General features: G+C 65.4%; 22 protein-coding genes and 1 riboswitch. Of the genes, 11 read left to right on the forward strand and 11 right to left on the reverse strand.

Annotated features, from left to right (window positions below):
- The first annotated feature begins 205 nt into the window (after positions 1-205).
- The 3 genes from JOF46_RS06305 (at position 206) to JOF46_RS06315 (ending at position 2,792) form a co-directional block, all read left to right on the forward strand.
- Positions 206-1,291 carry a zinc-binding dehydrogenase gene (locus JOF46_RS06305; protein WP_209906542.1) on the forward strand — a complete coding sequence of 362 codons (1,086 nt, stop codon included), beginning with the start codon at positions 206-208 and terminating at the stop codon, positions 1,289-1,291.
- Positions 1,292-1,697: 406 nt separating this feature from the next.
- Positions 1,698-2,255: a helix-turn-helix domain-containing protein gene (locus JOF46_RS06310; RefSeq protein ID WP_245348026.1), complete on the forward strand. Its 558-nt coding sequence runs from the start codon at positions 1,698-1,700 to the stop codon at positions 2,253-2,255.
- Between the two features lie 33 nt (positions 2,256-2,288).
- Positions 2,289-2,792 carry a PIN domain-containing protein gene (locus JOF46_RS06315; RefSeq protein ID WP_245348027.1) on the forward strand — a complete coding sequence of 168 codons (504 nt, stop codon included), beginning with the start codon at positions 2,289-2,291 and terminating at the stop codon, positions 2,790-2,792.
- Between the two features lie 192 nt (positions 2,793-2,984).
- Here JOF46_RS06315 and JOF46_RS06320 read toward each other — a convergent pair whose 3' ends face one another.
- The 3 genes from JOF46_RS06320 to JOF46_RS06330 are packed head-to-tail and all read right to left on the reverse strand — an operon-like array spanning position 2,985 to position 5,931.
- Positions 2,985-3,623 (reverse strand): LutC/YkgG family protein, encoded by a 639-nt coding sequence (locus tag JOF46_RS06320; RefSeq protein WP_209906543.1) that lies wholly within the window; start codon positions 3,621-3,623, stop codon positions 2,985-2,987.
- A gap of 5 nt (positions 3,624-3,628) precedes the next feature.
- Positions 3,629-5,134 carry a LutB/LldF family L-lactate oxidation iron-sulfur protein gene (locus tag JOF46_RS06325; RefSeq protein ID WP_209906544.1) on the reverse strand — a complete coding sequence of 502 codons (1,506 nt, stop codon included), beginning with the start codon at positions 5,132-5,134 and terminating at the stop codon, positions 3,629-3,631.
- Positions 5,131-5,931 carry a (Fe-S)-binding protein gene (locus tag JOF46_RS06330; protein WP_209906545.1) on the reverse strand — a complete coding sequence of 267 codons (801 nt, stop codon included), beginning with the start codon at positions 5,929-5,931 and terminating at the stop codon, positions 5,131-5,133. The genes JOF46_RS06325 and JOF46_RS06330 overlap by 4 nt, the downstream gene beginning before the upstream one ends.
- A gap of 237 nt (positions 5,932-6,168) precedes the next feature.
- Here JOF46_RS06330 and JOF46_RS06335 point away from each other — a divergent pair, with 237 nt between their 5' ends.
- Both JOF46_RS06335 and JOF46_RS06340 read left to right on the forward strand, forming a co-directional pair.
- Positions 6,169-7,896 (forward strand): L-lactate permease, encoded by a 1,728-nt coding sequence (locus tag JOF46_RS06335; RefSeq protein ID WP_209906546.1) that lies wholly within the window; start codon positions 6,169-6,171, stop codon positions 7,894-7,896.
- A gap of 172 nt (positions 7,897-8,068) precedes the next feature.
- Entirely contained in the window at positions 8,069-8,803 is a 735-nt protein-coding gene (locus JOF46_RS06340) for a FadR/GntR family transcriptional regulator (RefSeq protein ID WP_209906547.1), read from the forward strand.
- Positions 8,804-8,848: 45 nt separating this feature from the next.
- On the opposite strand, the gene JOF46_RS06345 is transcribed toward JOF46_RS06340, so the two are convergent.
- Both JOF46_RS06345 and JOF46_RS06350 read right to left on the reverse strand, forming a co-directional pair.
- Complete coding sequence (locus tag JOF46_RS06345; protein ID WP_209906548.1) at positions 8,849-9,859, reverse strand: NADP-dependent oxidoreductase; 1,011 nt, start codon at positions 9,857-9,859, stop codon at positions 8,849-8,851.
- A gap of 43 nt (positions 9,860-9,902) precedes the next feature.
- Positions 9,903-10,292: a DUF1304 domain-containing protein gene (locus JOF46_RS06350; protein ID WP_209906549.1), complete on the reverse strand. Its 390-nt coding sequence runs from the start codon at positions 10,290-10,292 to the stop codon at positions 9,903-9,905.
- Between the two features lie 220 nt (positions 10,293-10,512).
- Between JOF46_RS06350 and JOF46_RS06355 the strand changes: the two genes are divergently transcribed.
- Positions 10,513-11,736, forward strand: a complete 1,224-nt coding sequence (locus JOF46_RS06355) for an MFS transporter (RefSeq protein ID WP_245348028.1) — start codon at positions 10,513-10,515, stop codon at positions 11,734-11,736.
- Between the two features lie 20 nt (positions 11,737-11,756).
- Here the strand turns inward: JOF46_RS06355 and JOF46_RS06360 are convergent, their stop codons facing one another.
- Together JOF46_RS06360 and JOF46_RS06365 are read right to left on the reverse strand one after the other, a co-directional pair.
- Complete coding sequence (locus tag JOF46_RS06360) at positions 11,757-13,283, reverse strand: amino acid permease (protein WP_425355078.1); 1,527 nt, start codon at positions 13,281-13,283, stop codon at positions 11,757-11,759.
- Positions 13,284-13,871: 588 nt separating this feature from the next.
- A complete protein-coding gene (locus JOF46_RS06365; RefSeq protein ID WP_209906550.1) occupies positions 13,872-15,617 on the reverse strand; it encodes a bifunctional metallophosphatase/5'-nucleotidase in 1,746 nt (581 codons plus the stop codon).
- A gap of 276 nt (positions 15,618-15,893) precedes the next feature.
- Between JOF46_RS06365 and JOF46_RS06370 the strand changes: the two genes are divergently transcribed.
- Positions 15,894-17,186: a hypothetical protein gene (locus JOF46_RS06370; protein WP_209906551.1), complete on the forward strand. Its 1,293-nt coding sequence runs from the start codon at positions 15,894-15,896 to the stop codon at positions 17,184-17,186.
- Positions 17,187-17,276: 90 nt separating this feature from the next.
- Here the strand turns inward: JOF46_RS06370 and JOF46_RS06375 are convergent, their stop codons facing one another.
- The 3 genes from JOF46_RS06375 to JOF46_RS06385 all read right to left on the reverse strand — a co-directional run bounded on the left by JOF46_RS06375 (position 17,277) and on the right by JOF46_RS06385 (position 19,018).
- Positions 17,277-17,822, reverse strand: a complete 546-nt coding sequence (locus JOF46_RS06375) for an OsmC family protein (protein ID WP_209906552.1) — start codon at positions 17,820-17,822, stop codon at positions 17,277-17,279.
- Between the two features lie 41 nt (positions 17,823-17,863).
- Positions 17,864-17,982, reverse strand: a riboswitch (SAM riboswitch).
- Positions 17,983-18,270: 288 nt separating this feature from the next.
- Positions 18,271-18,774 carry a MarR family winged helix-turn-helix transcriptional regulator gene (locus JOF46_RS06380; protein WP_209906553.1) on the reverse strand — a complete coding sequence of 168 codons (504 nt, stop codon included), beginning with the start codon at positions 18,772-18,774 and terminating at the stop codon, positions 18,271-18,273.
- A gap of 10 nt (positions 18,775-18,784) precedes the next feature.
- Positions 18,785-19,018 (reverse strand): hypothetical protein, encoded by a 234-nt coding sequence (locus JOF46_RS06385; RefSeq protein ID WP_209906554.1) that lies wholly within the window; start codon positions 19,016-19,018, stop codon positions 18,785-18,787.
- Between JOF46_RS06385 and JOF46_RS06390 the strand changes: the two genes are divergently transcribed.
- The gene (locus JOF46_RS06390) at positions 19,017-19,448 is read left to right on the forward strand and encodes a VOC family protein (protein WP_209906555.1); all 432 of its coding nucleotides are present in this window, start codon (positions 19,017-19,019) and stop codon (positions 19,446-19,448) included. The genes JOF46_RS06385 and JOF46_RS06390 overlap by 2 nt on opposite strands.
- A 100-nt stretch (positions 19,449-19,548) precedes the next feature.
- Here JOF46_RS06390 and JOF46_RS06395 read toward each other — a convergent pair whose 3' ends face one another.
- The gene (locus tag JOF46_RS06395) at positions 19,549-19,869 is read right to left on the reverse strand and encodes a DUF2249 domain-containing protein (protein ID WP_209906556.1); all 321 of its coding nucleotides are present in this window, start codon (positions 19,867-19,869) and stop codon (positions 19,549-19,551) included.
- Between the two features lie 135 nt (positions 19,870-20,004).
- Between JOF46_RS06395 and JOF46_RS06400 the strand changes: the two genes are divergently transcribed.
- The 3 genes from JOF46_RS06400 to JOF46_RS06410 are packed head-to-tail and all read left to right on the forward strand — an operon-like array spanning position 20,005 to position 24,694.
- Positions 20,005-20,712 (forward strand): helix-turn-helix transcriptional regulator, encoded by a 708-nt coding sequence (locus JOF46_RS06400; RefSeq protein WP_425355036.1) that lies wholly within the window; start codon positions 20,005-20,007, stop codon positions 20,710-20,712.
- On the forward strand, positions 20,709-21,989 hold the full coding sequence (locus tag JOF46_RS06405) for a hypothetical protein (RefSeq protein ID WP_209906558.1): 1,281 nt from the start codon (positions 20,709-20,711) through the stop codon (positions 21,987-21,989). The genes JOF46_RS06400 and JOF46_RS06405 overlap by 4 nt, the downstream gene beginning before the upstream one ends.
- Positions 21,986-24,694 carry a multicopper oxidase domain-containing protein gene (locus JOF46_RS06410; protein WP_245348031.1) on the forward strand — a complete coding sequence of 903 codons (2,709 nt, stop codon included), beginning with the start codon at positions 21,986-21,988 and terminating at the stop codon, positions 24,692-24,694. The genes JOF46_RS06405 and JOF46_RS06410 overlap by 4 nt, the downstream gene beginning before the upstream one ends.
- Positions 24,695-24,727: the final 33 nt, after the last annotated feature.

Here is a 24,727-nt window from a genome sequence, read left to right on the forward strand (position 1 = left end):
AAGATTGCCGAATCGTTTGCCGGATCTACGAGAAGTTCCAAGTCAGACCTTGCTTCTTAAGAAGGAATCGTCGGGCGGAATAGGTGGGAAATGAGGCGGGTGGGCTGTGGCCCGGGGGCAATGGAGCAAAAGCGAGGCCATAGAGTGATCTGAAACACATGGTGTGCAGCCATCTGGCGGGATCGGTTCAAGGGAGAAATCAAGGATGCAAGCAGTAGTCGTGCACGAAATTGGCGGCGGATTCCACGTTGAGGACATCGCCATCGACGATCCGATTGGCCAGGAGGTCCTGGTCGAGGTCAAGGCATCCGGATTGTGCCGCACCGACCTGAGCGTGGCCAGCCACCGCCATGAGTATCCCGTACCAGCGGTTTTCGGCCACGAGCTTGCCGGCATCGTGACCAAGATCGGCCCCGAGGTCACCGACTTCGCGGTTGGCGACCACGTGGTCGGATCCCTCATCCAGTTCTGCGGGCGCTGCGCGAACTGCCTATCGGAGCGCAGCTTCCAGTGCCTCGACCGGGATGCCACGCTGCGCACCTCGGACCAGCCGTCGCGGCTAACCCGCGATGGTGTGGCAGTGGCCCAAGGCTTCGGGCTGGGCGCCTTTGCCCAGCAGGCCCTCGTCCACTCAAACCAGCTGGTGAAAATTGCGGACGAGATGCCATTTCCCCAGGCCGCGCTCCTCGGGTGCGGTGGATTGACCGGTACTGGTGCGGTGCTCAACACGGCCAAGGTAAAGCCGGGCGAAAGCGTCGTGATCGTGGGAGCCGGAGGCGTCGGCCTCAACGGGGTCAACGGCGCCGTGATTGCCGGGGCATCCCCAATCATCGTGATCGATGTGGCGGAGGCAAAGCTCGAGAAGGCGCGGGAATTCGGGGCGACGCACACCGTCAATTCCGCTGAGGAAGATCCAGTGGCTGCGGTCAAAGCGATCGCCGGGGGCGGCGCGGACCATGTCTTCGATTTCGTGGGCATCGGAAAGGTCCAGGAACAGGGCGTGGCGATGCTGGGCAAGGGCGGCGGCTTGTACCTGATCGGGGTGACCTCCGGCCAGACCATGAACATCGACGGACGTGCCCTGCTGCAGGGGCAGAATTCCATCACCGGCATCCACATGGGTTCGGGCGTGCTGCGCCGCGACGTGCCGGCGTACGTGGACCTGTACCTCGCCGGAAAGCTCAAGCTCGACGACATGATTTCGAAGGAAATCGGGTTGGGCGAGGTCGAAGCGGGCTACGAGATGCTCAAGGATCCCACCGTAACCAGGGTTGTCGTCACCAGCTTCTAAGCTGGCGCGGCTGAACGTGCTCTGTTCTGCCGCTCGGCCAATCACCCGATGAGCCCTGCCGCTGGTGCGCCTTGATGCACCAGCGGCAGGGTTCTTGTGTGTTTGGACGACAGAGTCCGTCGACGATGATCTTGTCCGGCTGGAGTGAGCCGCGCATGCCCTCGTCACGCTCAAACCCGCTCTCGCCGGTGGTGTTCGGCCGGAAAGACCCACTTCATCGGCCGGGTGAGTACCACAGGATGTCACCGGGAACATCTGCCCAACCAACGTTGGGTCTACCCTCGGATTCAGTCCATCCCGAGAATTGCTTGGACGAAAGCCAACAGCTGGACGTTAAAAGCGTAACCCCGGCGATATGGCGGGCCAGTGATCTCTCCGGGGTCTTCCACTTCAGCATAGGCGGTGAATGCTCAAAGCGCATGAATGGCGCTGCCTGTTCGAACGCAACTTCTTGCATTTATTTCACTTGTTTGGCATAGTTGAAATAAGTGAAAGGGTGATCGTGAGTTCAATCGCTACAATCCAAGGTATCCAGACCCTTGATGTGACTTCTGCCCAGCATGCAGAAGCCGTTGAGGTGCAACGTCGACTTCATGAGGTGGACCCGAAGAAGCTTAAGATTCGAATCGAATCCGCTGCTGGTGAAGAAGTCGTCATCCCCGCAGGATTGGCAAAACTCCTCCATCACATCCTTCGCCTGGCTGCATCCGGTAAATCCATCGCCATCACCCAATTGGCCCAGGAATTGACCAGTGTTGAAGCCGCCAAGATCTTGGGCATGTCCCGCCCTACACTCTTGAAGCTCGCAGCCAAAGGAGAGATCAGCTTTCATAAGGTCGGTACCCATTCGCGGTTCCTGCGTGAGGATTTACGGAAGTTTCAGGAGAAGCGGCTTGACTCCCGGCGTCGTGCATTCGACGAACTTCGTACATTCGAAGATTCGCTCGGACTGATCGAGGAGTAAGAACTGTCGTCACCGCTGCGTAGTATTCACTTTATGCAACAAGGGTCGACTCATTTGTTCTTGGACTCAAATATCCTTCTCTCGCGCACTCTGAGAGATTGGTTTTGCCTCATCGATTTGGAATCTGGGGCAGAGGGAATCAGGCTCCGTTGGAGCGAGGATGTCTTGGCTGAATTCCTCTATCACCTTCGAAAACGGAATCCTTCTGCGTCGGAGGTGGTAACCGGTGGTTTGCGACGGCGGCTTGAGAATGCCTGCCCTGACGCCATGGTCGAGGGCTATTCGATTCGCGCTGAACTCATTGCTTCCGGGCGAGACGAATTTGATGCACATGTAGTTGCTGCGGCCGAACACGGGCTGGTGGATTACCTCGTGACCAATAACATCAAACATTTCGAACCATTTCGGGAAGAATGCGAGTTCGAAATATGCACCGCGGATGACATGCTTTGTCTGGTCGATGAGCGCCGACCTGGCGTCGTCCTAATCAGTGGTGCAGAAACAGCTGCGTTATTGGGCCAAGAAACACAACGATAGAACACTCGACGAAGCCCTGTTTGCGGCTGGCGCGCCGAAATTTTCGGTCCGGGTGAGGAATCATCTGGGTGAGCTCGCAATGTCGGGAAAGTACTGAAGCGGATCTCAACCAAGTGCCGCCCAACAGGTGAAGTTTCCCCGCCGCCACATGACATTATGGGCGACGGAGAAACGATGATGCAGCTTGGGGCCTTACAGCCCCTTGACGATGATGACGTCCAGTTGCCGCGGGCCGTGCACGCCTTCGACGCGCTCAAGCTCGATGTCGCTGGTGGCACTCGGTCCGGAGATCCAGGTCAGCGGGCGGGTGATGTCCATGCGCGGCAGCGCCTCGGGCAGCAACTGCACGATGGTGGACACCGGGACCACGCACACGTGGTGGTCCGGAACCAACGAGATCGCGCGGCGGCCCTGGTCACCGGTGCCATCAAGCACGATGGTGCCCGACTCTGCAATGGAAACCGCCGAGGAAGTCAGCACGGCATCGGTGCCATCGAGCTCGGGAATGCCCAGGACCGCACCGGGGGCATCGACGCGGCGGCGCGCATCGTTGGCCAGGGCTGCATTGGTGAGCCATTCCCCGGCGATGCCGTGCGGCACCACGTAGCTGGTGGCGTCCTTCAGGCGTTCGGCAATGGTGGCCGAAAGCTCAGCCGCATCCACCACATTGACGTGGGCCTTGTAGTCCTCGAGCCGGTCGACCAACAGCTCAATGAGCGCGGACTCTTCCATGTCCGAGGTCTTGCGGTATTCGCGGGGGACCGGAGCCGGAACCGGGGCATCGCGCAGTGCGGAGCTGATGCGGGAGAGGATTTCTTCCTTGGCGCCCATGGTCTCTACTTCTCCTGCTTCATCGTGGTGGCTTCGCTCTGGTGTTCCTTCTTCCACCAGTCACGGAATGACTGGCTTGGGGGAGCGGGGATGTCGCGGGACTGGGTCCAGCCGGCGGCAATGCCCGGAAGCCGCTTGATCTTCTTGTCCTGTCCGGCGGCAAGCTTGCCCAGCGGCAGGCCCTTTTCCAACAGGCCCAGGTTCTTGCCCGAGGAGAACGCCCACTGGGCACCCTTCATCATCAGGTCCATCTGGGACGGAAGCTTCTTTTCGCCGCGCCTGGAATCGACGTCTTCGCCGCGCAGGTGCACCAGGATCTCGGGGATGTTGATCTTTACCGGGCAGGCGTCGAAGCAGGCGCCGCACAGCGATGAGGCGTAGGGCAGCGAGCTGTTTTCCTCGGACTTGATGCCGGTGAGCAGCGGGGAGAGGATCGCGCCGATCGGGCCCGGGTAGGTCGAACCGTAGGCATGGCCGCCGGTACGCTCGTAGACGGGGCACACGTTCATGCAGGCCGAGCAGCGGATGCAGTTCAACGCGGTGCGGCCGTACTTGTCGGCCAGCGCGGCGGTGCGGCCGTTGTCCAGCATCACCAAGTGCACATTCTGCGGTCCGTCGCCCTCGGTGACCCCTGTCCAGAGCGAGGTGTACGGGTTCATCCGCTCGCCGGTGGAGGAGCGCGGCAGCAGCTGCATGAAGACCTCGAGGTCCTCCTTGGCCGGCAGCAGCTTTTCTATGCCCATGACGGTGATCAGCGTTTCGGGCAGCGTCAGGCACATGCGCCCGTTGCCCTCCGACTCGACGACCGCCAGCGTGCCGGAGTCGGCCAGGGCGAAGTTGGCGCCGGAGACGGCGACCTTGGCGGAGAGGAACTTGCGGCGCAGGTGTTCGCGGGCGGCCATGGCAAGCAGTCGCGGTTCATCGGTCAGGTTCGGATCCACGTTCGGCATTTCCGCCAGGAAGATGTCGCGCACCTCGGTGCGGTTCTTGTGGATGGCCGGGACCAGGATGTGGCTGGGCTTGTCGTGGCCCAGCTGGACAATGAGCTCGGCCAAGTCGGTCTCGAAGGCGGAGATGCCTTGTTCCTCGAGGTATTCGTTGAGTCCGATTTCCTGGGTGGCCATGGACTTGACCTTGACGACCTCGGTGGTGTCTTGTTCCTTGATCAGATCCGAGACGATCCGGTTGGCCTCGTCGGCGTCGCGCGCCCAGTGGATGATGCCACCGCGGGCGGTGAAGTTCTTTTCGAACTCCTCTAGCAGCGCCGGCAGGTTCGCCATGACCTGGTTCTTGGTTGCCGCTCCGGCGTCGCGCAATTCCTCCCAGTCGGGAAGCTCGCCCACGACCTTGATGCGCTTGTCACGGATGGTGTGGGTCGCGTGGCGCAGGTTGGCCCGCATCTGGGTGTTGCCCAGTTCGCGGTGCGCGGCGGCCGGGAACGGCTCGTCGATGTGCAGGTTGCCGTCGCCGAAGACCGGCAGGCTCGGCATTCCCATGAAGACCCCGCTCATCGCTTGCCTCCCTTTCCTACGAATACCTCGCCCGTCACGGAGACGGGTTCGGCCATGGTGCTTGCCAGGATCTCGGCAAAGTGAAGCGTGGTGGTGTTGGACTTGGTCCGTGAAAGCCCGCCGCCGATGTGCATGAGGCAGGATGCGTCACCGCCGGAGCACAGCGAGGCACCGGTGGATTCGATGTTCTTGGCCTTGTCCTCGAGCATTGCCGAGGACACGTCGGCGTTCTTCATGGAGAAGGTTCCGCCGAAGCCGCAGCATTGGTCGGCCTCGGGCAGGTCGGCGACCTCGATGCCGCCGACACTCTTGAGCAGGTCCAACTGGCGGTCGCCCAGGTTCAGCGAGCGCATGCCGTGGCAGGAGGGGTGGTAGGTGACCTTGTGCGGGAAGTGCGAGCCGAGCTGTTCGCCGGCATTGGTCACGCCCAGGACATCGACCAGCAGCTGGGAAAGTTCGTAGGTCTTGGCGCCCACGGCCTCGGCGCGTGCCTTCAGCGCGGCGTCTCCGCAGCGTTCGGCAAGGATGGGGTGCTGGTGCTTGACCGAGGCGACGCAGGACCCGGACGGCGCGACGGCTACATCGTAGGCATCGGCCTCGAAGGCCTGCACGTGGTTGGCGACCACCGGCAGCGCTTCGTCCATGTATCCGGAGTTGATGTGCATCTGGCCGCAGCAGGCCTGGCCCGAGGGGAAGATGACCTCGTGGCCCAGTCGTTCAAGGATCTTGACGGTGGCACGCGCGGTTTGCGGATACATGGCATCAACGATGCAGGTGGCGAAAAGTGCGATTTTCATTCAACGGCCCTTCCGGCGTGCTCTGCCGAGGATTTGATGTGGTCTGACCATACTAGGTCGTGATCGGGCACACGTCTAGCCGGGTGGCCCCTGCGGGATTCTTGTGATGAGACTCACCGACGGACGGTTTTTTGGGCTACACTATCGTGGTCGGACCATAGTGGTCTGACCACGGACGCCCATCGGCAGCCACAAAACACTTTCCGCGCCCCACTCCCACACGCGAAGGAATCACCAGTGGACACATTCACACCCACGACCGATCCGCTGTCCGGAAGCATCGCGCTTTCGGCCATCGTCTCATTGCTGCCCCTGGTGACGTTCTTCGTCATGCTGGCCGTCGTCAAGGCCAAGGCGCACGTCTCCGGCCTGGCCTCGTTGCTGGTGGCCATCCTGGTCGCGATCTTCGTCTTCAAGATGCCGGCGGGCATGGCGCTGATGTCCGGAGTCATGGGTGCTGTGTTCGGTGCCTTCCCGGTGGTCTGGATCGTCATCATGGCGATCTGGCTCTACCAGGTCACCGTGATTTCGGGACGCTTCGAGGACCTGCGACGCGTCTTTGACGTGATCGGCGGCGGGGACGTGCGCATCCAGTCGATCCTGATCGCCTTCTGCTTCGGCGGCCTGCTCGAGGCGCTCGCCGGCTTCGGCGCCCCGGTGGCCATCACCGCCACGATGCTGCTCGCCCTGGGCATGTCGCCGTTGCGTGCCGCCGCAGCGGTGCTGGTGGCCAACACCGCACCGGTCGCCTTTGGCGCCGTGGCCATCCCGATCACGACCGCGGCCGGCCTGACCGGGCTGGACGCCAACCACATCGGCGCCATCGTCGGGCACCAGGCACCGATCCTGGCCATCTTCGTGCCGACATTGCTGCTGTTCATCCTTGACGGCAAGCGCGGCGTGAAGGAAGTCTGGCCGGCGGCCCTGGTCATCGGTGCCTCCTTCGCCGTTGCCCAGTTCTTCTGCGCCACCTACTTCTCCTACGAACTGACCGACATCGTCGCCTCACTCGCGGGCCTGGGTGCGGCAGTGGTCTTCCTGCGCTTCTGGTCCTCGAAGGGCCGCGACGAGGCACGTGCCCGCATCCTGGTGGGCGAGGTCGCCGGGTCGGCAGGATCGAACGGCAAGTCCGCCGGCAAGATCTCGACCTACGACGAGACGGACCGCAAGCTGCAGCCCGGCCCGACGTTCCTGGCGCTCTTCCCGTACCTGTTGGTCATTGTCATCTTCGGCATTGCCAAGCTCTGGACCTTGGGAGCCAATGTTCCCGGCGCCCTGGCCGCCACCGACGTCAAGGTCAAGTGGCCCATGCTTTACGGGCACATCCTTGACGGCGAGGGCAACCCCGTTTCCTCGACCATCTACAATTTCCAGTGGCTCTCGAACCCCGGCACCCTGCTGCTGTTCACCGGCCTGATCGTGGCGGTCGTCTACTCGCTCAACGACGCCGGCGGCAAGTACAAGATCAAGGTCTCGGACGCGGTGCTGGAAATCGGGCGCACCATCTACAACATGCGCTGGGCCGCCACCACGATCCTGTCCGTGCTGGCCCTGGCCTACGTCATGAACCTTTCCGGCCAGACCATCACCATCGGCACCTGGCTTGCCGGGACCGGCGCGTTCTTCGCCTTCCTGTCCCCGATCCTGGGCTGGATCGGCACCGCGGTGACCGGCTCGGACACCTCGGCCAACGCCCTGTTTGCGAAGCTGCAGCAGACCGCCGGAATCAACGCCGGAATCGACCCCAACCTGCTGGTTGCCGCCAACACCTCCGGCGGCGTGGTCGGCAAGCTGATCTCCCCGCAGAACCTTGCCATTGCCGCCACCGCGGTGGGCATGGAAGGCAAGGAATCGGTCATCCTGAAGAAGGTGGCCGGCTGGTCGGTGGGCATGCTGCTGATCCTGTGCGTGCTGGTCTACCTGCAGTCCACCCCGATCCTGAGCTGGATGCTGCCTACCCCGTAAGGGTGCCGGCACCGCCACGGTGCTGGATCTGGCGGGATGCGGCTCGTGCGCCGGCGACGAAAGTCGCCGTCACACGGGCCGCCTTTCTTTGGCCTGGCACGCACTAGGCTTGGAAGCATCGTTGTGTGGCCAGGGAGCCAGGCAAGAGTCGTGAGCATGGGAAAATGAAGCAGTGACTAGCAAAGCACGTACCTCGCCGCAGCCGGCCCGCGCCTATGAAACGGTTCTGAAAAGCATCGAGGCGGACCTGCGGTCAGGCAAGATCAAGATCGGCGACCAACTGCCCGGCGAACGCTTGCTGGCCGAAACCCACGGCATTTCCCGGGCCTCGGTCAGGGACGCGATCCGCATCCTCGACGCCATGGGCATGGTGCGCACCTCCACCGGTTCCGGACCAAACTCTGGGGCCGTGGTCATTTCCAATCCCGCGGTCGGGCTTTCTGCAACGCTGCGCCTCCACGTGGCCTCGCGCCAGCTCTCGGTTGCCGACATCGTCGAGTCCCGCATCCTCCTGGAAACCTGGGCGGCGCAGTCCGCCGACCTGGCCGGAAACCCGGAACACAGCCAAGCCGTGATCCGCCGAACCGGCGAGCTGCTTGAAGCCATGGACGAACCGGGGCTTGACCGCGAAGAATTCCATGACCTGGACGCGGAGTTCCATGTGCTGTTGTCCTCGCTGGCGGGCAACGCCGTGATCGAGGCCATGATGGAATCGCTGCGCCTGTCGATCAGCGACTACGTCAGCGAATCGGTGGCCAGCGACGCGGCCTGGCAGAAGATCGCCACGGTCCTGCGGTCCCAGCACCATGCGATACACCAGGCGGTCAAGGGCGGCGACGGACCCCTGGCCGCCCATCTCCTGCGCGAGCACATCCAGTGGTTCTACACGGAGTCGCGGCAGTACTGAGCCAAGGGCCAGAGACGGCCGGTCCCGGGATCCGGGTGGTGTTTTCTAGAGCTTGATGACCATTTTTCCTGTGTTGGCCCCGCGCATGAGCTCCAGGAAACCGTGGACCGCATTCTCCAGGCCCTCGATCACCGTTTCCTCGAACACGACCTCGCCGGAATCCAGCCACGCGGACATGTCCTTGACGAAGTCGGGGAAGAGCCCGGGATGGAACCCAACCGTGTAACCCTTCAGGCTCAGCCCCTGGGTGATCAAGTTCCCCATGTTCCGCGGACCCGCCGGGGCCTCGGTCGCGTTGTAGGAGGAGATGGACCCGCACAACGCGGCCCGCCCGTCGCGGTTGAAGACGGACAGTGCGGCCTCGAGGTGGTCCCCGCCGACATTGTCGAAGTACACGTCGATGCCCTCCGGCGCGGCAGCACGCAACTGCTCCAGCACCGGTGCGTCCTTGTAGTTGAATGCCGCGTCGAACCCGTACTTGTCTTTCAAGAGCGCGACCTTCTTGTCCGTGCCCGCCGAACCGATGACGCGGGCCGCGCCCTTGAGCCGGGCGATCTGCCCCGCCGCGCTGCCCACGGCTCCGGCCGCGCCGGAGATGAAGACGATATCGCCCTCCTTCAGCCTTGCGATTTCCAGCAGGCCGACATAGGCGGTGTAGGCGGTCATGCCAAGGATCCCCATGTAGGCGGACAGCGGCACCCCGGAAATCTCCTGGACCACGCGGAAGGCCGCGGCCGGCCCCTGGGACACCGAACGCCAGCCCAGGTGGTGCAGCACCTTGTCGCCCAGGGCAATGCCCTTGGCGCGGGACTCGACGACCTCGCCCACCGCCGCGCCGGTCATGACCTCGCCCAGCGCATAGGGCGCCGCATAGGACTTGGCATCATTCATCCGCCCGCGCATGTACGGATCCACGGAGAGGTACTCGTTGGATACCCGCACCTCGCCCTCGGCCAGGTCGGGCAGCTGGACGGTCGCGGTTTCAAAGTTTTCCGGTGTCGGCCAACCGGTGGGACGCGACGCCAAGCGAATTTCCGTGCTGGTGGGTTTTGACATCGGTTTCTCGTTTCCTGGTGCGGGGAAGGACTGGGCGCCTCTATCAAGGGGTCAAGGCGAATAAGCCGAAAATGATTCCCAGCGCTGGAGCCGTGAGCTGGACGAATGCGGCCTTGGCCAGCTTGGGGGAGGAGAGCAGCAGCACCAACCCGGCGGCAACCATTGAGCCGGTCCCGGCGAAGAACAAGGTTGCCCCTGCGACGGTGCTGCCGGCCAGGTAGAGGACCATGCCAAGGGCCACCAGGATGGCCAGGAACAGGTTGTAGAAACCCTGGTTGAAAGCCATCGGCCTGGTGGCCGTTGCCTCGGCGTCGGTGCGGATGCCGAAGGCCTTGCGGGTGGCCGGGCGGTCCCACACCAATGATTCCAGGACGAAGATGTAGAGGTGGATGGCGGCGGCCAGGGTCCCGAAGACCATTGCGGGAATCAGCATGTGGATCGAGCCTTTCAATCAGGTGCGGCCCCGTATGCGGATGCCCGGGTTGTTTTCCATCGTAGGGGGCGTACGCCTGGCGCGTCTTGGCCGTTGATGAATGCGAAATCCAAGCGTGTGCCGATAGCCGCGCCGTTGCCGCAGCGATGGCGTCGTAACAGGGACCGACATGGCCCGATGCCATTGGCTCCGCCATGGTGGCACCCCGTAACCTGTGAGCATGCAGCCCCCCGACTCGAAGCCCCAACAGCAACGTACCCAACCGCGCGGGTTCATGGTGCTCTCGATCCTGGCGGTGGTGTTGATCGGCCTGAACCTGCGCGCCGGGATCACCAGCGCAGCACCGCTCTTCCTGGACCTGCAGGAGTTCCTGGGCTACGGGGCGTTCGTCGCGGCGTTGCTGCCCTCGATCCCCACCCTGGTCTTCGCCGCGGCCGGGTTGAGCACCGCCTGGCTGGCCCGGCGCCTGGGCCTGAGCGGAACGATCCTCTTCGCCCTCTGCCTGCTCAGCGCGGGGCTGGCCTTCCGCGCCTTGCCCACCACCTGGGCGCTGCTGGCCGGCACGGTGGCGGCGATGTGCGGACTGGCGCTGTGCAACGTCTCCATGCCCTCGTTCATCCGGGAGAACTTCGCGCAGAAGACATCGCTGATGACCGGGCTCTATACGATCACCATGTCGCTGGGGGCCACCGCGGCCTCGGCGCTGAGCGTTCCGCTGGCCCTGGCCGCGGGCTCCCCGACGCTGGGCCTTGCCACCTGGAGCATCCTTGCGGCCGCCGCGGCGCTGGCATTCCTGCCCTTCATGCTCATGGCCCGCGCCGACCGCCCGGGCGCACCGGCCACGTCGGGCATCAGCCCGTTCTCGCTGATCCGCACCAAGCGCGGCCTGGTCATCACCGGGCTCTTCAGCGCCCAGGCGATCCTGGCCTACGCCATCATGAGCTGGCTGCCCACCATCCTGATTTCCCGGTCCATGGCCGCGGCCGATGCCGGAGTCATCCTGGGTGTGCTGCAGGTGATGTCGATCCCGGCCACGATGTTCTCCCTGTGGCTGGTGAACAAGCACGGCATGCTCCGCGGGGCATTCTTCCTGACCTCGATCTCCGCGGCCGCGGGCCTGGCCGGGTTGGTGTGGCTGCCGCTGTCGCTGGCCTGGCTGTGCGCGGTGGTGCTGGGCATCGGGTTCTCGATCTTCCCGCTGGTGCTGCTGGTGATCTCCTTCAGCGGCGAGAGCTCCGAGGAAACCACCGCCATGAGCACCCTGGCCCAGTCCCTCGGCTACCTGGTGGCCACCAGCGGCCCTTTCGGCATGGGCCTGCTGTATTCGCTCACCGGTTCCTGGACCGTGCCGTTGGTGCTGCTCATCGGGGTCACCGGCGTGATGCTTTGGCTCGGCGTGGTGGCCAGTGGCTACCGGCGGGCGGTCGTGCAGCGCGTCCAATAGCCCGCCGGAAACCTGCTTGCTCAGCGCTGGGAAGCGAGCTCGTCCTCGACGTCCTGGGGTGCCGTCAGGTCCATCTCGAGAAGCGGAACGACCTTGGACTTGGTGACCAGTCGGTGGACCAGCCACAGGCCCAGGAAGATCGGCAGGCCGATGTACGAGGAGAGCACTTCCATGCCGCGCCCGGCAAGCACCGCCTCGTAGTTCTGCCCGGCGATCACCAGGATCAGCACCGCGAAGGCCAGCAGCGGGCCGATGGGGAAGAGCGCGGCACGGTAGGGCAGGTCGCTGGTCTTGTTGCCCTGGGCCAGGAAGCCGCGCCTGAAGCGGTAGTGCGAGATCGCGATGCCTGCCCAGACGATGAAGCCGCACAACCCCGAGACGTTCAGCAGCCAGGCGTAGGCGGCGCCCTGTCCGACGATGGCCGAGAGGAACCCGAAGAGTCCCACCGCGGCGGTGGCCAGCAGCGCCGGGATCGGCACGCCGCGCGAGTTGGTCCGCCCGAAGATCTTCGGTGCCTTGCCGTCGTGGGCCATGGAGTAAAGCATGCGCGTGGAGGCATACAGCCCGGAGTTGCCGGCCGACAGGATGGCGGTGAGGATGACCGCGTTCATTAGCGCCGCGGCAAAGGCAATGCCCGCGCGGGAAAAGACCAGGGTGAACGGGGACGCCGCGACGTCGGCCTCGCCGGAGGCCAGCAGGCTCGGGTCGGTGAACGGGACCAGGCAGCCGATGATGAAGATCGCACCGATGTAGAAGAGCATGATGCGCCAGAAGACGGTGCGGATGGCCCGCGGGACCTCGCGCCGCGGATTCTTCGCCTCGCCGGCTGCAACGCCGACCAGCTCGGTGCCCTGGAAGGAGAAGCCGGCGATCATGAAGACCGAGATGATCGAGACCCAGCCGCCGTGGAAGACGTCCTCGCGGTTCTGCCAGTTGCTCAGCCCGGGGGAGTTGTCCCCGAGGATGCCGAAGATCATCAGCACGCCGGCGATCAGGAACAGCACCACGGCGGCGACCTTGATCAGCGAGAGCCAGAACTCGGACTCGCCGAAGGACTTGGCCGACAGGGCGTTCAGGCCGGTGAGCACGAGAAGGAACACCCCGGCCCAGACCCAGCCGGGCACCGACGGGAACCAGAAGTCCATGATGATGCCCGCGGCGACCAGTTCGGCGGCCACCGTGATGGCCCAGTTGAACCAGTAGTTCCAGCCGATCGCGAACCCGAAGGAGGGGGAGACGAATCGGGTGGCGAAGGTCTGGAAGGAACCGGCGACCGGGATCTTGGCCGCCATCTCGCCCAGGGACTGCATCAGCAGGAACACCATCAGGCCGACCAATGCGTAGGCGACCAATGCGCCGCCGGGGCCGGCCTGGGAGATCGTGCCGCCGGAGGCGACGAACAGCCCGGTGCCGATTGCACCGCCGATGGCGATCATCTGCAGGTGCCGGCTGCTGAGTCCGCGCTTGAGTTCGTTGTCGTTCTTGGCGGGGTCGGAGCCGGAGCCCGTGGTGGGGGAGGTTGGCCGGTGCTCCGTTGCGGCGGCCATGGGTTCTACGGATGTTCTGCTCATGGATGTCATGCAACACCACCAAGGGGTTTCGATGCGACCCGGCTCACAAGCGCGCCGTGGGGTGCTATCGGCACAGGCCCGGGCAATGCGCCCATGACGGCCGTGTGATCGGTGGCGAAAGCAGGAGAATACGCAGTTTTGGAGGCCGGTGGACGATATCGCACGAGCTGCCGTGGTGCGAATCCGGGGCGATGAGCCACAGATGATGGAATGAGTGGTCTTACTCTTGCGTGTCCCAAGACACAGCGTTGCTGATGCACAGACGGCTTCCCGGCGGATGGTCTAACTGGATCAAGACCATGCCGCGGTCCTTGACCTGGAGCCTGGCGGACTCCCATGCGCCGCCTTCACCCACCGGCCAGGGGGCCATTGCGCTGAAGGCGACACCACTTTTGAAGATGTGGATTCGTCTTATTATGACGCGAAATTGTCACAAAGGAGGAATCGAGCCAACCGTCGGGCCCTGTCGGCGGGCGGCGCCCGCGACCCGGCCGTGCCGACTGGTCCCGGCACGCAAAAGCGGCCTTCCGCTCGCTGTGCGGAAGGCCGCTTTGGCTGCCCTGCCTACTGGGCGATTTGGGCCCGGCCCAGTGGTGCCGGATCCACCATCGGGTGTGCCTTGAAGTACTCGATGCCAGCCACGAGGTCGATTTGGCCCGAGTCTGCCACGTTGGTGCCCTGGGCGAAGGTGAAGAAGTTGTCTCCGCCGGTGGCCAGGAACGAGTTGGTGACGATGCGGAACACCGCGTCGTTGGCGATCGGCTCTCCCTGGTAGCTCATCGAGATGATGTGCTGCCCGCGCGCCGCATTCGGGCTGTAGGTGTAGCTGAAGCCCCCGGAGATGCCCAGGTGCAGCTTGGGCCGGCTCGCGCCGTCGGGCTGCCACTGTTCCTCAAGCACCGACTTGATCTGTGCACCGGTCAAGTCCATGGTGAACAGCGTGTTGCCGAAGGGCTGCACCGATGCCGCGTCCTTGTAGGTCACGGTTCCGTCCGTGCCGTAGAGCAGGTCCGCGCGCAGGCCGCCGGGATTCATGAAGGCGATCTGTGCCGGGATGCCTCCGAAGCTCTCGTTGGAGGTCGCCCACAGGTGCATGTCGGCCACCAGGTTGCCCAAGGAGGATTCAACGCCGCGGTCCGAGCCATTGGTTCCGCCGCGGAGGATGTTGGCGCTGATGTTGCCGATCTTCTGGGCGCCGACGACCTCGGCCTGCTTGCTGGCCGCCTCGACGATCGTGGCGACCTCGGGCACGGCCTCGAAGCGCGGCACCGTGGTGCCGTCGGAGGCGATGGTGGTCAGCGAGATCAGCCCGCCTTCAAGGCCGGTGACCTGCTTGTGCTTCTTGGAGACGGTGATTTTCAAGGTGTCCAGCGTGGTGCCGTATTGATGTGCCTGGAGCACCGGGCGCTCAAGCCCCTTGGCCCAGCCGTCCACGGGGTAGGCGCAGGAGTAGCCGATGTGGGTGTGGCCCGAAATGATCGCGTCGATCTCGCCGGAGGCCTCGCGGACCAGGTCCCCGTACGAGGTGTCCTCGGTGCCGATGGAGGCGCAATTGCTGCTTGACGAGCCTTCGTGGGTGAGCAACACCAGCACGTCGGCCTCGCCGTTGGACTTGTCCCCGTCGGACAGCTGCGCGGCGACCCGGTTGGCCGCCTCGACCTGGTCGCCGAAGTCGAGCCCGGAAATGCCTGCCGGGGTGACCAGCGAGGCGGTCTGGTCCGTCACGGTGCCGATCAGCCCGACGGTGACGCCGTTGAGTTTCCGCAGCGTGTATTCCTTCAGGGCCGGGGTCTTGGTTCCCTTCAGGTAGACGTTGGCGCCCAGCGCGTAGTCGGCCCCGGCCGCCGCGTCGCCGTTCCCGTAGCGGGGGATGACCCGGTTGAGCAGGTCGTCGAACCCGCGGTCGAACTCGTGGTTCCCCACCGCGGAGGCGTCAAGCCCGGCGGCCTTCAGTGCGTCGATGGTGGGGTCGTCCTGCTGGGAGAAGGACGTGAAGGTGGAGGCGCCGATGTTGTCGCCCGCCGAGACGAAGAGCGTGTTGCGGTTTTTGGACTTGTAGTCCTTCACGGCTCCGGCGAGCACCGCCGCGCCGGCCTCGGCGCCGTTGGCCTCGATGCGGCCGTGGAAGTCGTTGATGCCCACCAGCTCGATGGTGGTGGACGGTGCGTTTTCCTGCTTGTTGGCCTGCCCCTGTGCGTTTGGATCCGCCGGCGCGGCCGTGGCTGGCCCGGCGACAGCTGTTGATGCCATGAGCGTGAGTGTTGCGGCTGCGACCAGGGCATTGCGCCGCAATTGATGTTTCTCGGACACGTGGTTCTCCCTCAAGAAAAGTGACGGACGAGTGGCGTGTTCCCGGCCGATGGCGCCGGCCGTGGGCACGTGGGGCTGATACTACCGAGCGGAACCTTCAAGTGAAAGGGTTCTTTGACGATTGCCCGGGTGATGGACCGGGCCCGGACCGCTCCCGGGTTCCGCGGGGTGCGGCCCGATGCGACGTTGACCAGCCACGACGCGGAAAGAGGCGCGGTCTGTATCTTGCCGGCTTCCTTGTTGCGAATCATTCTCATTTAACTTACCGTTATCGCCATGTCGCAACAAAAAACACGCACCACGCCCCATGCACCAACCGCCACCCGTTGGTGGCGCAACCGGGTCGGTGCCCTGGCACTCATCGCCACCGGGACGCTGCTGGCCGGATGCGGTTCCATCGCACCCGGGGCCGAGCAGGTGCCATCGCACCCTGTCCCGGCGGTGTCCGAGGCAGGCTCCGCGACGCCGCGGCTCGTGCTGACCTACGATGGGGGACTGCTGGTTGCCGATGCGCGCGATGGAGCGGTGCTCTCGGACCACAAGCTTGCGGGTTTCAACCGCGTCAATCCCGGCGGCGACGGCCGCCGGGTGCTCGTCTCCACCGCCGGGGGATTCAAGGTCCTGGATGCCGGCGCCTGGTCCGAGAAGCATGGGGAACACTCGCATCGCTACACCTCCGAACCCTCGCTGACCGAGCTGGTGTTCCCGGCCGGGAAGCCCGGGCACGCGGTGGTCCATGCCGGGCACACCGCCCTCTTCGACGACGCCACCGGCAAGATCAATATCTTCGAATCCACCAAGCTCGCCAACCATGAACTGCCGCGCACCGACGACGTGGCACTGCCCGAAGCCCACCACGGCGTGGCCGTGCGGCGCGAGGACGGGACACTGATGGTCACCGACGGTAATGCGGAGGCCGTCAACGCGGTGAAGCTGCTCTCCGCCCCGGACGCCGGGCACCGACGCACCACGGTGGCCGAGTCCACACAGTGCCCGGGTGTCCACGGCGAGGCGGTCGCCAAGGACGAGGCCATGGTGGTGGGTTGCGAGGACGGCATCCTGGTCATCAAGGGCGAAAAGATCGCCAAACTCGATGCCCCGGACGCGTACGGGCGGATTGGCAACCAGACCGGGTCCGAGGCCTCGTCCGTGGTGCTCGGGGACTACAAAACGGACAAGGAAGCCGAGCTCGAACGCCCGCGCACCTTCTCGCTGACCGACACCGCTACCAATTCCCTGAAGCTCATCGACATCGACTACAGCTATTCGTTCCGCTCCCTGGCCCGCAGCTCCTCGGGCGACGCACTGCTGCTGGGCACCGACGGCAAGCTGCACGCTTACGACGTGAAGACGGGCAAGGAAAAGCGGGCCATCTCGGTGGTCGAGGCGTGGGAGGAGCCGCTCGACTGGCAGCAGCCGCGCCCGACGGTTCACGTTTCCGGCTCTATCGCCTACGTCACCGAGCCGGCAAGCAAGCAGCTGCACCTCGTGGATCTGCAGACCGGCAAGGTGTCCGGCACCGTGGGCCTGCCCGAGGTGCCCAACGAGATCACCTCAATCGCGGGATAGCGCACCCGGGTCCGGGGGCGGAAACCAAAAACCGCGGGCCGGTGTCGATCCCCTCGATCGGCACCGGCCCGCGGCCGGATCATGGTCGTGCTAGCTTGCGGTGACCAATTCGACGCTCACCGGCGTCGGGTTGGTGAAGATGTCCAGCACCGGGCAGTGCTCATCCACGGCCGCCTGCAGTTCCTCGTAGCGCTCGCGGGTTTCCGGGCCCTGGATCTTCACGGTGAGGCGGACCTCGCCGAAGCCGGGGCGGATGGTCTTCTCGATGCCGAACAGCCCGCGCACATCCAGGTCCGCCTCGGCGTTGATCTCCAGCGAGTCGATCTTCAGGCCAAGCTGGTGCGCGTAGAGCCGGTAGACCACGACCTGGCACGAGATCAGCGCACCCAAGGCGAACTCGACGGGGCTGGCGGCCGCGTCGTCCCCGGCCAGGGCCTCGGGCTCGTCGACGATGAAACGGTGCTTCCCGGCGGTGATCTCGCTGGAGACCGATCCGGTGGACACGCCGCTGGTCTTGAAGGTGAGCGCCGCGCTGGCGGTGTTGGCGGCGATGCGCTCGCCCCAGGCGTTGCCGGCGGCGGTGAGCTTTTCGGCGCGAACCGATTCCAGGGTTTCTTCGATCAGGGTTTCGGACATGGGAAACGGATCCTTTCGTGGCTGGCGCATGCGCTTGCACGACGCCATACTTACGCCGGCCCGGTTGGGCGGCGTCGAATCGTCACCTGGAGCACCCCGCTATGACGAAGAGGGTTGCGGTCCAATCGGCCAGGGCCGTGAATGATTGGAGCTCGTGATTCTGCTGATGAGTCTTCCCGAATCCGCGCCGCCGAGGCAAGACGGGTGCTTAACAATTCGTCACGGCAAAGTGCCGATTGATCGAACAAGTGCCTGCCGGGTTCACTGGATACGGCATCCTGGCGAACGTGAACGGTGATTCCGGGCAATTCGTTGAAGAACCTTCGAAGCGCCTGACTGCGTTTCCGGTTCCCGACCCGGCATTGAATATCCATCTGGGCTCTGCCAAAAGCAGCGGCCCCGGCCCTTCGGTGTGAAGGGCCGGGGCCGGTAAATCCATGGAGTCAAATTATTTGCCGTGTTGCGGCTGGTCGTTGGCGTTGAGCCGGGCCAGCAGGTCCGTGAAGCGCTTGATTTCCTCGGGCTCCCAGGAGATCAGCCTGTTGCGCAGCAGCTGGCGCGAGGCAGCGCTCGAGGCGATCACCCCGGCACGGGCCGTGTTCGTGATGCTGACCAGCATGGCCCGTCCGTCGTTCGGATCCGGGACACGGGTGACCAGTTTCTTGGCCTCCAGCCACTTGATCATTCGGCTCATGGTGGCTTTGTCCACCTGGAGTTCCTCGGCCAGGATGATCTGTTGCTGGGCCTGCTCGCGGGCCAGGATGGAGAGCACCTTGTAGCCCAAGGGCTGAAGCTCCGGGTGGATGGAAGCGGCGCGCCTGCGGATGGCCTGGCGCGCCTTGACGACCATCATGGAGAACTCTTTTTCCACATCCTCGATCAGCGGATCAAGTGCGGTGGAGTCGGTGGCCGATCCCGGGTCGGGAAGGGAATCGGAAAACGGTGAAGTCATGTCATTCATTTTAGTAGCGATTTTCCGCTTCGACGTCCTTGTTGCCGCGGGATTTCCCGTGGTGCGGCATCGGTGCGACCGCCGCGAGGCCCGGCTTCGAGGCGGGCTGGGCCGTGCCACCATTCGCGCCTGCCCGTTTCCCGGCGAATTCCCGGCAAACATCCACCCGCAAGGGTTCCCGGAAGCGGGTGTGCCGGGCAGAATTGCTAGTTGTTGAACCCCGCCAAACGATGGAGAACACCATGGGCACGATCCTCAATCCCTACATCAGCTTCCGTGACACGGCGCGTCCCGCGCTCGAGTTCTACCAGTCGGTCTTCGGTGGCGAGCTGGACCTGCGTCCCTTTGCGGACTTCGAGTTCGCCAAGACGGACAATCCGGACGACAACAACAAGATCATGCACGGGCACCTGCGTGCTCCCAACGGCTTGAACCTGATGGCGGCCGACACCCCTGCCTCTATGGAATGGAAGGGAGGAACCGCCATCTCCGTCACCCTCAGCGGCGACGACAAGGAAGAAGTGACAGGTTACTGGGACAAGCTCAGCGACGGAGCCAAGATCGGCGAGCCGCTGGCCCAGGCGCCCTGGGGCGACTGGTTCGGCATGCTGACGGACAAGTTCGGTGTCGACTGGATGGTCAACATCGCCGGACCGGGCACCGCCGGGCAGTAGCGCAGGCCATGTTGGGCGCTCCGATGTCGGACGTGCCAAGGCAAGGACTCGTGGGGCCAGGCCGTCTCGGCCGGGCCCCACGAGTCTTCCCCGAGGTTTTCTAGGCCTTGCGCACCAATTGCAGGCGCCAGGCCTCCGGCCCCTCTTCGAGGTAGCTGATCTCGAAGGCGCCGGGCGCCCGGCCCTCGAGCTGGTCCAGCAGCGGCAGCGGGTTGTGCGGGGCCACCAGGACCAGGCCGCCGCCCACGGCGAGGGAATCCAGTGCTCCAAAGATCGTGGCGTGGCGGATCGCGTGCGGGATGGCCCGGGCGTCAAGCTCCGGAAGTTCGGCATCATGATCGCCGCAGGCGCACTCGTGGGCCGCGGGTTGGGTATGCTTCTCGGCTTCTTCCTTGCTGGAAGAGATAACAATGTCAGCCACGATGGGGTTCCTTTGCTCAAGAGGGGTTTCGATTTCCAGCATCGACTGGCAACCTTCGAATCATTTTAGTACAGTCAACTACGTGGAAAATAATCGTAGTCGCCGCCGCATGTCATTTGCCGCCTTGGCCACCCCGTGACCGGTCCCTCGGATCGTTCCCCGGCCCCCACCCGGCGCACCTCTTTCGGGCGCCCGCTCTCGCCCACACGCATGCGGATTCTTGAGCTGCTGGAAGCGCAGTCGGCCCCCGCCACGCTCGCTGCCGTCACACACATTTGCGGACTGCATGAAAACACCGTCCGGGCGCACCTCGAGGACCTGTTGCGCGACGGCTACCTGAGCCGCGAGCGCGCCGCCTCGAAAGGCCGTGGCCGCCCCGCATGGCTCTGGGAAGCCAAGAAACCCATCGAGCATTCCCCATATGCCTCCCTGGCCTCCGCGCTGGCCACCGTGCTGCATGAAACCAGTGCGCATCCGGTCCAGGATGCGGTGGATGCGGGGAAGGCCTGGGGCAGGGAATTGACGCTCAAGCAACAAGGTGAGCACCATGGACAGCGCCCCGCGGAGGCAGCCCGCTCCCACGTGGTCGACATGCTCGAAGCGGTCGGGTTCGCCCCCGAACCCGACGCCTCCAACGAACACGTGGTGCTGACCCGCTGCCCGCTCATTGAAGCGGCCAGCAAGCATCCGGACATCGTCTGCGGCGTCCACCTGGGGATCATCCAGGGGGCCTTCGCCGAGATGGGACTCGACGGTTCCTCCAGCACCCTTCTGCCGTTTTCGGCCCCCGGCCAGTGCGCCCTGCAGCTGCGCACCGCAGCCAGCGAAAACCACTCCGGATGAGAGTCGCCCGGAAATCCATCCAAGCCAAGCCCCGGCCGATCCCGGCACGTACCCTGTTCATGCTGCCCGCTGCCGCGAGCCTGCTGGCCGGGCTCAACGCCGCCCTGCTTCTCCTGGATTTGCCCGCTCCGCTGAACGCCGCCCACTGGGGAGAGGTCCACGGGATGGTGCTGGCCCTGGGGTTCGTGGGAACCCTGGTTGCCCTTGAACGCGCGGTGGCCCTGGGCCGGCGCGCCGGCTACCTCAGCCCGCTGCTGCTGGGAGTTGGATCCCTCCTGCTGCTTTCCGAGGTGCCGCGCTACGCCGGAAAGCTGGGCCTGCTCGCCGGGATGGCCGCCCTGGTGTGGGTCTACCTTCCGCTCTGGCGCCGCCAACGCGACCATGCCGTGCTCATCCAGCTGCTGGGCGCCGCGCTGGGCACGGGGGCTGCGATCCTGTGGCTCGGCGGGGTCGACATGGCCCTGCTGCTGCCCTGGCTGGTGGCCTTCCTGGTGCTGAGCATCGCGGGCGAGCGCGTCGAACTGGCGCGCATCTCCATGGGCCCGCTGGCCGGAACCCGGGCGCTCCAGCTCTCCTGGCTGCTCACCTTCGCGGTGGTGGCCTCGCTGTTGAACCCGTCGTGGGGATCGATCGGGTTCGGCCTGGCCCTTGCCGCGCTGGCGCTGTGGCTGGCGGCCCACGACGTTGCCCGCCGCACCATCCGTGCCACCGGCGCCACCCGGTTCATGGCCACCTGCATGCTCGCCGGCTACGGATGGCTGCTGGTTGCCGCAATCACCTGGTGCTTCGGATTCCCCGGCACCCGGGCCGCCTACGACACCGTCATCCACGCAGTGTTCCTGGGATTCACCATCTCGATGGTCATTGCACACTCCTCGAGCATCCTTCCCGCGATCCTGCGGCGCCCCTTGCCCTACCGCCCGATGATGTGGGCCCCGGCGATCCTGCTCTGGGCGGGGTTGCTGATGCGGCTGTGGCTCGGCAACGGACTGGGATACGACTGGGCCTGGCGTGCCGGTGGCGTGGCCAACGTCCTGGCCCTGTTGCTCTTCCTGGTCCTGGCCGTCGCCTCCGTGCTGCTCGGCGAGCCCCGGCCGAAGCCTGCGGCACCGGTGCCGCAGTCCGCGGTCCGGCCCGGGCCCGGCACTTCCTTGCTTGCGCCCAAGCCGCCGGGCATCGGCCCGCCGGACGGCGCAAGACCACTGCCCGGCACCAACCCCGCAGCGCGACCCCCGCGTTCCGGCCTAACGATATCGCTACGGGAGCCGGAAGAATGAGCAAGAACCCGGCCAGGGGCTTCTGGCCCATGCGCGATCTGCCGGTGGCCTTCTGGCTGGTTCTCCTGGTGGTTGCCACGCTGGTCCACCGCCAGATCCCCGCGCCCCGCTGGCTCATGATCCACCTGCTGCTGCTTGGTGCGATCTCCCACGCGATCCTGGTCTGGTCCCAGTACTTTGCCATCGCCCTGCTGCGCACCCCGGCCCGGCCCCATGACCGGGCCACCCAGAACTGGCGGCTTCTCATGCTCAACGCCGGCACCGTCGTGGTGGTCGCAGGGGTGCTGTCGATGCTCTGGCCGCTCACCGCGACCGGGGCCGCCCTGGTGGCAGGGGCCGTGATCTGGCACGGGGTGGACCTGTTCGCCCGCATGCGGCGCGCCCTGCCCTCCCGCTTCGGCGCGACCGTGAAGTACTACATCGCCGCGGCCGCCTTCCTGCCCGTCGGGGCGGTGCTGGGCACCGTGTTGGCCCATGGCACCGGCTCGCCGACCCATGAGCAGGTCACCCTGGCCCACGCGTTCCTCAACGTCCTGGGCTGGGTGGGCCTGACGGTGGCGGGAACCCTGGTCACGCTCTGGCCCACCATGCTGCGCACCAGGATCGCCGACCAGGCCGCGGTCAATTCCCGGCGGGCCCTGCCGGTGCTCATTGCCTCGGCCCTGGCCGCGGCGCTCGGCGCCGGATTCGGTCTCCTGCCGGTGGCCGCGGCGGGCCTGCTCGGCTACATTGCGGGCCTCGGGATGATGGCTTCGGCCTTCATCCAGGTCGCTCGGAACAAGCCACCAAAGACCTTCTCCACGCTCTCGGTGCTGGGCGCTGTCAGCTGGTGGATCGGGTGCCTGGTGGCCCTGGTCGTTTCCCTGCTGGGCACCGGCGACTGGCAGGTGGTCGGCCGTCTGTTCGCCTCCATCACCCCGTACCTGGTGGCCGGGTTCGCCGCGCAGGTGCTGCTCGGTGCGCTGTCCTACCTGGTGCCGGTGGTCCTGGGCGGCGGTCCGGCCCCGGTCAGGGCCGCGACCACGGTGCTGGACCGCGGGGCGGTGCTGCGCGTGTCCACCGCGAATGCCGCGCTGCTGGTGTGTGCGCTGCCGGTTCCCTCGCTGGTGCGGGTGCTGTGCTCGGGGCTGTACCTGGTGGCCATGGCAAGCTTCCTCCCGCTGCTCTTTATGGCCCTGCGGGCCCACCGCGGTGCCAAGGCCAAGGCGGCCGCAGGATTCAAGGCCCTGGGCCTGCCCGCCGGAACCCCGGCCCCGCGGGTGCGCCTGGAACCGGAAGGGGAGCGCCCCGCGGGCCAGCGTGCGGGCCAGGCCATGGCCGGGCTCATCGCCGTGGTGCTGGCCATCGCGGTGGGAGTGGCCATCGACCCGGCGGCCTCCGGCATCGCCGCGCCGCCCGCCCCGCCCGAAGCCGGCACAGCGGCACCGGCAACCACTGCCCAAACCATGACAGTGAAGGTCCAGGCCGCCGACATGGGCTTCACCCCCGCCAGCATCGAGGTTCCCGCCGGCACGCACCTGGTCATCGAGCTGACCAACACCGATGCGGCCGAAACGCACGACCTGGTGCTGGCGACCGGGGCGAACAGCGGTCGACTGGCCCCGGGCCAAAGCGCCACCGTGGACGCCGGAGTCATCACCTCCGATGTCTCGGCCTGGTGCTCGATCGTGGGCCACAGGCAAATGGGCATGGTGCTGGAGATCAAGGTCGCCGGCACGCCCGCGGCACCCGGCGAAGAACCCGGAGCGGCTGACCCGGGCCACGGGTCCATGCACCAGCCGGCGTCCCAGGCCCCGTCGGCCCCAGGCGCCCCGCTTGACTTGATGGCAGAACCCGATGCGTCCTTCACCGCGCACGACGCGTCGCTGCCCGCCCTTCCGCCACGGCCGAAGGACGGCAAGCCCGTGGTCCACCAGGCCACGTTCACCGCGCAGGAAGCAATCGCCGAGGTCTCCCCGGGAGTGCGGCAAAAACTCTGGACCTTCAACGGCACCGCGCCGGGCCCGCTGCTGCACGGCCGCGTCGGCGACAGGTTCGAGATCACGCTGGTCAACGACGGAACCATGGGCCACTCCATCGACTTCCATGCCGGTGCGCTGGCCCCGGACGAACCGATGCGCACCATCCAGCCCGGCGAATCGCTGCTCTACACGTTCACCGCCACCCGGGCGGGGATCTGGATGTACCACTGCTCGACCATGCCCATGAGCGCCCACATAGCCAACGGCATGTTCGGCACCGTGGTGATCGAGCCCGAGGGACTGCCCGAGGTGGACCGCTCCTACGTGCTGGCCCAGTCCGAATTCTATTTGGGGGCCCAGGACGCGGAGATCGACACCGGGAAGCTGGCCGCGGAGAAGCCGGACCTGGTGGTCTTCAACGGCTATGCGAACCAATACGTGCACCGGCCGCTTCCGGCCAGGGTCGGGGAACGCGTGCGGATCTGGCTGCTGGATGTCGGGCCCAACCGGGCCTCCTCGTTCCACGTGATCGGCGGGCAATTCGACACCACCTGGTTCGAGGGAAACTACCTGCTCGATGACCGAGAGGGTGGGGACGGCGGAAGCCAGGCCCTTGCGCTCGGCGTGGCGCAGGGCGGATTCGTGGAACTGCAGTTCCCGGAGGCGGGAAACTATCCCTTCGTTTCCCACGTGATGGTCGATGCCGAACGCGGTGCCCAGGGCGTGTTCAAGGTGGCCGAATAGAGGGCAGCGTTTCAACGAGTTGGGTGCAGCGTT

Source organism: Paeniglutamicibacter psychrophenolicus (assembly GCF_017876575.1).
GTDB lineage: Bacteria > Actinomycetota > Actinomycetes > Actinomycetales > Micrococcaceae > Paeniglutamicibacter > Paeniglutamicibacter psychrophenolicus.

Coding starts and splice junctions, on each gene's coding strand:
- JOF46_RS06305 (WP_209906542.1), top strand. CDS start 206: ATGCAAGCAGTAGTCGTGCACGAAATTGGCGGCGGATTCCACGTTGAG.
- JOF46_RS06310 (WP_245348026.1), top strand. CDS start 1,698: ATGCTCAAAGCGCATGAATGGCGCTGCCTGTTCGAACGCAACTTCTTG.
- JOF46_RS06315 (WP_245348027.1), top strand. CDS start 2,289: ATGCAACAAGGGTCGACTCATTTGTTCTTGGACTCAAATATCCTTCTC.
- JOF46_RS06320 (WP_209906543.1), bottom strand. CDS start 3,623: ATGGGCGCCAAGGAAGAAATCCTCTCCCGCATCAGCTCCGCACTGCGC.
- JOF46_RS06325 (WP_209906544.1), bottom strand. CDS start 5,134: ATGAGCGGGGTCTTCATGGGAATGCCGAGCCTGCCGGTCTTCGGCGAC.
- JOF46_RS06330 (WP_209906545.1), bottom strand. CDS start 5,931: ATGAAAATCGCACTTTTCGCCACCTGCATCGTTGATGCCATGTATCCG.
- JOF46_RS06345 (WP_209906548.1), bottom strand. CDS start 9,859: ATGTCAAAACCCACCAGCACGGAAATTCGCTTGGCGTCGCGTCCCACC.
- JOF46_RS06350 (WP_209906549.1), bottom strand. CDS start 10,292: ATGCTGATTCCCGCAATGGTCTTCGGGACCCTGGCCGCCGCCATCCAC.
- JOF46_RS06355 (WP_245348028.1), top strand. CDS start 10,513: ATGCAGCCCCCCGACTCGAAGCCCCAACAGCAACGTACCCAACCGCGC.
- JOF46_RS06360 (WP_425355078.1), bottom strand. CDS start 13,283: ATGGCCGCCGCAACGGAGCACCGGCCAACCTCCCCCACCACGGGCTCC.
- JOF46_RS06370 (WP_209906551.1), top strand. CDS start 15,894: ATGTCGCAACAAAAAACACGCACCACGCCCCATGCACCAACCGCCACC.
- JOF46_RS06375 (WP_209906552.1), bottom strand. CDS start 17,822: ATGTCCGAAACCCTGATCGAAGAAACCCTGGAATCGGTTCGCGCCGAA.
- JOF46_RS06380 (WP_209906553.1), bottom strand. CDS start 18,774: ATGACTTCACCGTTTTCCGATTCCCTTCCCGACCCGGGATCGGCCACC.
- JOF46_RS06390 (WP_209906555.1), top strand. CDS start 19,017: ATGGGCACGATCCTCAATCCCTACATCAGCTTCCGTGACACGGCGCGT.
- JOF46_RS06385 (WP_209906554.1), bottom strand. CDS start 19,018: ATGGTGTTCTCCATCGTTTGGCGGGGTTCAACAACTAGCAATTCTGCC.
- JOF46_RS06405 (WP_209906558.1), top strand. CDS start 20,709: ATGAGAGTCGCCCGGAAATCCATCCAAGCCAAGCCCCGGCCGATCCCG.
- JOF46_RS06410 (WP_245348031.1), top strand. CDS start 21,986: ATGAGCAAGAACCCGGCCAGGGGCTTCTGGCCCATGCGCGATCTGCCG.